Annotated in this window: 6 protein-coding genes; 4 read left to right on the forward strand and 2 right to left on the reverse strand. The window is 67.1% G+C overall.

What is annotated here, in order from left to right; translation table 11 throughout:
• The 4 genes from pilB to coaE all read left to right on the forward strand — a co-directional run.
• Positions 1-1,510 (forward strand): type IV-A pilus assembly ATPase PilB (pilB, locus tag VFH59_RS00005; protein ID WP_325162831.1); only part of this gene is annotated, 1,510 nt, incomplete at its 5' end.
• Between the two features lie 182 nt (positions 1,511-1,692).
• The gene (locus VFH59_RS00010; RefSeq protein WP_325162832.1) at positions 1,693-2,961 is read left to right on the forward strand and encodes a type II secretion system F family protein; all 1,269 of its coding nucleotides are present in this window, start codon (positions 1,693-1,695) and stop codon (positions 2,959-2,961) included.
• 158 nt (positions 2,962-3,119) lie between these two features.
• Entirely contained in the window at positions 3,120-3,980 is an 861-nt protein-coding gene (locus tag VFH59_RS00015) for an A24 family peptidase (protein WP_325162833.1), read from the forward strand.
• The gene (coaE, locus tag VFH59_RS00020; protein WP_325162834.1) at positions 3,977-4,594 is read left to right on the forward strand and encodes a dephospho-CoA kinase; all 618 of its coding nucleotides are present in this window, start codon (positions 3,977-3,979) and stop codon (positions 4,592-4,594) included. The genes VFH59_RS00015 and coaE overlap by 4 nt, the downstream gene beginning before the upstream one ends.
• 17 nt (positions 4,595-4,611) lie before the next feature.
• Here the strand turns inward: coaE and VFH59_RS00025 are convergent, their stop codons facing one another.
• Both VFH59_RS00025 and VFH59_RS00030 read right to left on the reverse strand, forming a co-directional pair.
• Positions 4,612-5,019, reverse strand: a complete 408-nt coding sequence (locus VFH59_RS00025) for an NUDIX domain-containing protein (protein WP_325162835.1) — start codon at positions 5,017-5,019, stop codon at positions 4,612-4,614.
• Positions 5,020-5,023: 4 nt separating this feature from the next.
• Positions 5,024-5,512, reverse strand: a complete 489-nt coding sequence (locus tag VFH59_RS00030; RefSeq protein ID WP_325162836.1) for a dihydrofolate reductase — start codon at positions 5,510-5,512, stop codon at positions 5,024-5,026.
• Positions 5,513-5,547: the final 35 nt, after the last annotated feature.

Consider the following 5,547-nt stretch of genomic DNA (forward strand, 5'->3'; position numbering starts at 1 on the left):
CTCCGCGATCGATGTCACCCAGTTGCCGATGGGCGAGTTGAGCGAGGATCTGATCGAGAAGCACACCGTCCTGCCCCTGCTGAGACGCGGCACGCGCCTGTTCGTGGGCGTGAAGGACCCTGCCAACCCGCGCCTGCTGGAGGAAATCCGTTTCCACACCAACTGCGCGGTGGAACCGATCCTGATCGAGACCGAGCAACTGAAGCGCGGCATCGAGCAGGCGCAGAACGCTCAGAGCATCAGCATCGGCGGCGACAGCGATGCGGATGAGGGTCTGGAAGGCCTCTCGATCGGCGCGGACGATGGCACCAGCGCCGACAGCAAGGTGGTGGATGCCAACTCCACCGACGACACCCCGGTGGTGAAGTACGTCAACAAGATATTGCTGGACGCGATCAAGCGCGGCGCGTCGGATATCCACTTCGAGCCCTACGAAACCAAGTACCGCGTGCGCCTGCGCATGGACGGCGTGCTGCGCGCGGTGTCATCGCCGCCGCTGAAATTGGCGCCGCGCATCTCCTCGCGCCTGAAGGTCATGGCGCGCCTGGACATCGCCGAGCGCCGCGTGCCGCAGGACGGGCGCATGAAGTTGAACCTGTCCAAGACCAAGTCGTTCGACTTTCGCGTCTCCACCCTGCCGACGCTGGGTGGCGAAAAGATCGTGCTGCGCATCCTGGATGCGGCGGCGGCCCGGCTCGGCATCGAGAAACTGGGTTACGAGGAAGACCAGAAGAAGCTCTACCTGGACGCGATCCACAAGCCCTACGGCATGGTGCTGGTGACCGGCCCGACCGGTTCGGGCAAGACCGTGTCGCTGTATACCGCGCTCAACATCCTCAACACGCCCGAACGCAACATCTCCACGGTCGAGGACCCGGTCGAAATCCGTGTCGAGGGCATCAACCAGGTCCAGCAGAACACCAAGCGCGGCATGACCTTCGCCGCGGCGCTGCGCTCGTTCCTGCGCCAGGATCCGGACATCATCATGGTCGGCGAAATCCGTGACCTGGAAACCGCCGAGATCGCGATCAAGGCGGCGCAGACCGGCCACATGGTGCTTTCCACGCTGCATACCAACGACGCCCCGCAGACCATCGCGCGCCTGATGAACATGGGCATCCCGCCCTACTCCATCACCTCGTCGGTGACGCTGGTCATCGCCCAGCGCCTGGCCCGGCGCCTGCACGACTGCAAGAAACCACAGAATTTGCCGCCGCACGTGCTGCTGGCCGCCGGTTTCAGCCAGGAAGACATCGACGCCGGCCTGACCCTGTACGAAGCGGTCGGCTGCGAGCACTGCAACGAGGGCTACAAGGGGCGCGTGGGCATCTACCAGGTGATGCCGATGATCGAGGACATCCAGAAGATCGTGCTCGAGGGTGGCAACGCGCTGCAGATCGGCGAAGTCGCGCGCCGGATCGGCATCAACGACCTGCGCGCCTCGGCGCTGCTCAAGGTCAAGGCCGGCGTCACCAGCCTGGCCGAGATCGACCGCGTGACCAAGGATTGAGGGTGCCGTCGCCACGAATGCGATCGGGCCCAAGGGCGCTCGTGCCGGAGCGCCGCTGGGTGCGACTACCACGCGAAGTTGCGCGGAACACCACGAAATGACCCGCCAGAATTGGCATATGCTCCACCGACGACCGGCCGCGCTGGCGACCGTCGCGGATCGAATTACCGGGGGAATCGGGCATGGCTACGGCTAACGCAATCGCCAAGAACGCGCGCGAACTGGGCGCCCAGCGCGCCGAGGTCAGCAGAGCGACCATGTACGACTGGGTCGCCCTGGACAAGCGCGGCAAGGTCATGAAGGGCGAGATGCCGGCGAAGAACGCCTCGCTGGTCAAGGCCGAACTGCGCCGCCAGGGCATGAACCCGCAGACGGTGCGCGAGAAATCCAAGCCGCTGTTCGGCGCGACGGGCAAGACCGTCAAGCCGGGCGACGTGGCTGTCTTCAGCCGCCAGATCGCCACCATGATGGCCTCCGGCGTGCCGATGGTGCAGTCGTTCGACATCATCGCCGGCGGACAGAAGAACGTCCGCTTCAAGAACATGCTGAACGACGTCAAGCAGGCGATCGAAGGCGGCGCCTCGTTGCACGAAGCGCTGGGGCGGTATCCCGTGCAGTTCGACGAGCTGTACCGCAACCTGGTCCGCGCCGGCGAGTCGGCCGGTGTGCTGGACACGGTGCTGGACACGGTGGCGACCTACAAGGAGCGCACCGAGGCGATCAAGAAGAAGATCAAGAAGGCGCTGTTCTATCCGGCGATGGTGCTGGCGGTGGTTTTCCTGGTCACCATGATCATGCTGCTGTTCGTGGTCCCGGTGTTCGCCAAGACGTTCGAGGACGCCGGCGCCGAGCTGCCTGCGCCGACCCAGTTCGTGCTCAGCGCATCGAACTTCATGATGAGCTACTGGTGGGTGGTGATCGGCGTGGTGTTCGGCTCGATCGCCGGCATCATCGCGGGCAAGAAACGGTCGGTGAAATTCGCCCACTTGCTGGATCGCATCTCGCTGCGGCTGCCGGTGATGGGCGACATCCTGCGGCAATCGGCGATCGCCCGCTTCGCGCGCACGCTGGGCGTGACCTTCCGCGCCGGCGTGCCGCTGGTCGAGGCGCTCGATGCGGTGGCCGGAGCCACCGGCAGCATCGTCTTCGGCGATGCCGTGCGCCAGATGCGCGACGACATCGCGGTCGGTCACCAGCTGCAGTTGTCGATGCGACAGACCGGCCTGTTCCCGAACATGGTCGTGCAGATGACCGCCATCGGCGAGGAATCCGGTTCGCTGGACAGCATGCTGTTCAAGGTGGCCGAGTTCTACGAGGAGGAGGTCAGCAACATGGTCGACACCCTGTCCACCCTGCTCGAGCCGCTGATCATGGTCGTGCTGGGTGTGCTGGTGGGCGGCATGGTCGTGTCGCTGTACCTGCCGATCTTCAAGCTGGCCGGCACGGTATAATTTCCAAGCGGACAAGGCCCCTCTCCCCGCCGGGAGGGGGGCCTTTTTTCGTTCAGGCCGGCATCATTGTGCCCGTCAGGACGATGCTCTTGATGTTCGCGACCGGATAGAGCCGCGTCCATCAGGTGGGTCCTACAAGGTGCCTTCAAGGATCAAGCATGCTCGAACTTCCGCTTTGGCTCTGGCTCGTCTTCGCCGGCGTACTCGGCCTCCTGGTAGGCAGCTTCCTCAACGTGGTGATCCTGCGCCTGCCTGCGCGACTGGAAGCACAATGGCGGCGCGAGGCGCAGGAGGAACTGGCGCTGGAGCAGGCCGACGCTACCCCGCTACCGCCCGGCATCGTGCGCGAGGCCTCGCATTGCCCGCACTGCAAGCACCCGCTGTCGGCACGTGACAACATCCCGCTGTTCGGCTGGCTGCTGCTGCGGGGGCGCTGCCGCTATTGCCGTGAACCGATCTCCATCCAGTACCCGCTGGTGGAGTTGCTCTCCGGCGTACTGAGCGTGCTGGTGGTGTGGAAGTTCGGACCCGGCTGGACGGCGCTGGCGGGGCTGGTGTTCACCTGGATGCTGGTCGCCATGGCCGGCATCGACCTGCGTACCCAGTTGCTGCCGGACCAGCTCACGCTGCCGTTGTTGTGGCTCGGGCTGCTGCTCTCGCTGCTGCCGATGTTCGTGCTCCCGGCGCCGTCGATCCTGGGCGCAACGCTGGGCTACGCGAGCCTGTGGAGCGTGTACTGGCTGTTCAAGCTGCTCACCGGCAAGGAAGGCATGGGCTACGGCGACTTCAAGCTGCTGGCCGCGCTGGGAGCCTGGATGGGTCCGGGCGCGCTGCTGCCGGTGGTACTGCTCTCGTCGCTGGTCGGCGCGATCCTCGGCGGCCTGCTGATCGCACTGCGCAAGCATGGCCGTGATGTGCCGATGCCGTTCGGCCCGTTCATCGCGATGGCCGGGTGGCTCTGGTTCATCGCCGGCGAGCCGCTGCTGCGGGGCTACATGCACCTGACCGGGCTGCGGTGAGCGCGCGACGCGCCTACGCGATAGGCCTGACCGGCGGCATCGCCTCGGGCAAGACCGCGGTCGCCCGCCGCTTCGAGGCGTTGGGCGTCCCGGTACACGACGCGGACGTGGCGGCACGCGCCGTGGTCGAACCGGGCAGCGACGGCCTGGCCGCGATCGTCGAGGCATTCGGGACGGAGGCGCTGGACCCGCAGGGTCGGCTGGACCGGGTCGCGATGCGCCGGCGGGTCTTCGCCGACGCCGGGGCCAAGCGCCAGCTGGAGGCGATCATCCATCCGCGCGTGCGCACATGGCTGCACCAGCGCGCGCTGGCCGAGACCGCCCCCTACTGCCTGCTGGCGATTCCCCTGCTGGCGGAGAACCTCGCCCATTACCGCTGGCTCGACCGCGTCCTGCTGGTGGACGTGCCCGAAGCGGTGCAGCTCGAGCGGCTGATCGCCCGTGACGGCATCGATCGGGGCCTTGCCGAACGCATGCTGGCGCAGCAGGCCAGCCGCGCCGAGCGGCTGGCGCTGGCCGACGACGTCATCGACAACAGCGGCAGCGAAGCGGCGCTGGATGCCCACGTGCAGGCGCTGCACCAACGCTACCTGTCGCTGGCCGCAGCTCGGTAGGCCAGCGGCTCCCGCCCCTACCTGAAGGCAGGCACCAGGGCCCGGAGGATCTCCCGGTCCGCCGGCGCCAGCAATGCCGGAGGCACCTCCGCCGGCAGCCGCCATTGCAGCGCCTGCCCTTCCATCGGGCGCGGCATCCCCTGCCACGCACCTATCCGCCAGGCATCCAGCAGCAAGGCCCGCTCGCCGTAGTTCCAGGGCACCTGGACCAACCGGGTGGCGCTGGCCGGTTCGATCGCCACGTCCAGTTCTTCGCGCAGCTCGCGCACCAGGCCGTCGGCCGGCGCCTCGCCCTTTTCCAGCTTGCCGCCCGGAAACTCCCACAGGCCGGCCAGGTGCTTGCCGGGCGGCCGCTGGGCGAGCAGCACGCGGCCGGCCGGATCGGTCAGCACACCGGCCACGACGTGCATCGCAAGGGTGTTCAACGGCTCAGGATTCGCGCACGTACTCGACCATGTCGAAGCTGTACTCGTGCTCGGCATCGGCCTTGTGGTGCGTGCGTGCGACTTCGGTCCAGTCGCGCAGGTGGATGCCCGGAAAAAACGTGTCGGCGCCCTCGACGGCCGCGCTGACCCAGGTCAGGTACATGCGCCGGGCCTGCGGAAGCGCGGCCGCATAGACCTGGCCGCCGCCGATCACCATCAGGCCGGTGCCGCCGGCGCGCGCCTGCGCCTCCTCCAGCGAACGCACGGCGATCTGGCCGGGGAACGGCGCCTCGTGGCGGCGCGAGAGCACCAGGTTGTGCCGGTCCGGCAGGGCGCGGCCGATTGCCACCGCGGTGTTGTAGCCCATCAGCACGTACTTGCCGAGCGTCAGCTGCTTGAACCAGCGCAGGTCGTCCGGCAGGTGCCAGGGCAGTTGCCCCTTTCGGCCGATGGCGAAGTTCTCATCCAGTGCGGCGATCAACGAAATGGACATCGGTGCTCCAGGGGCGTGTGGATGGTGCGACCGGC

It is taken from the genome of Frateuria sp. (assembly GCF_035695185.1).
Lineage (GTDB): Bacteria > Pseudomonadota > Gammaproteobacteria > Xanthomonadales > Rhodanobacteraceae > Frateuria_A.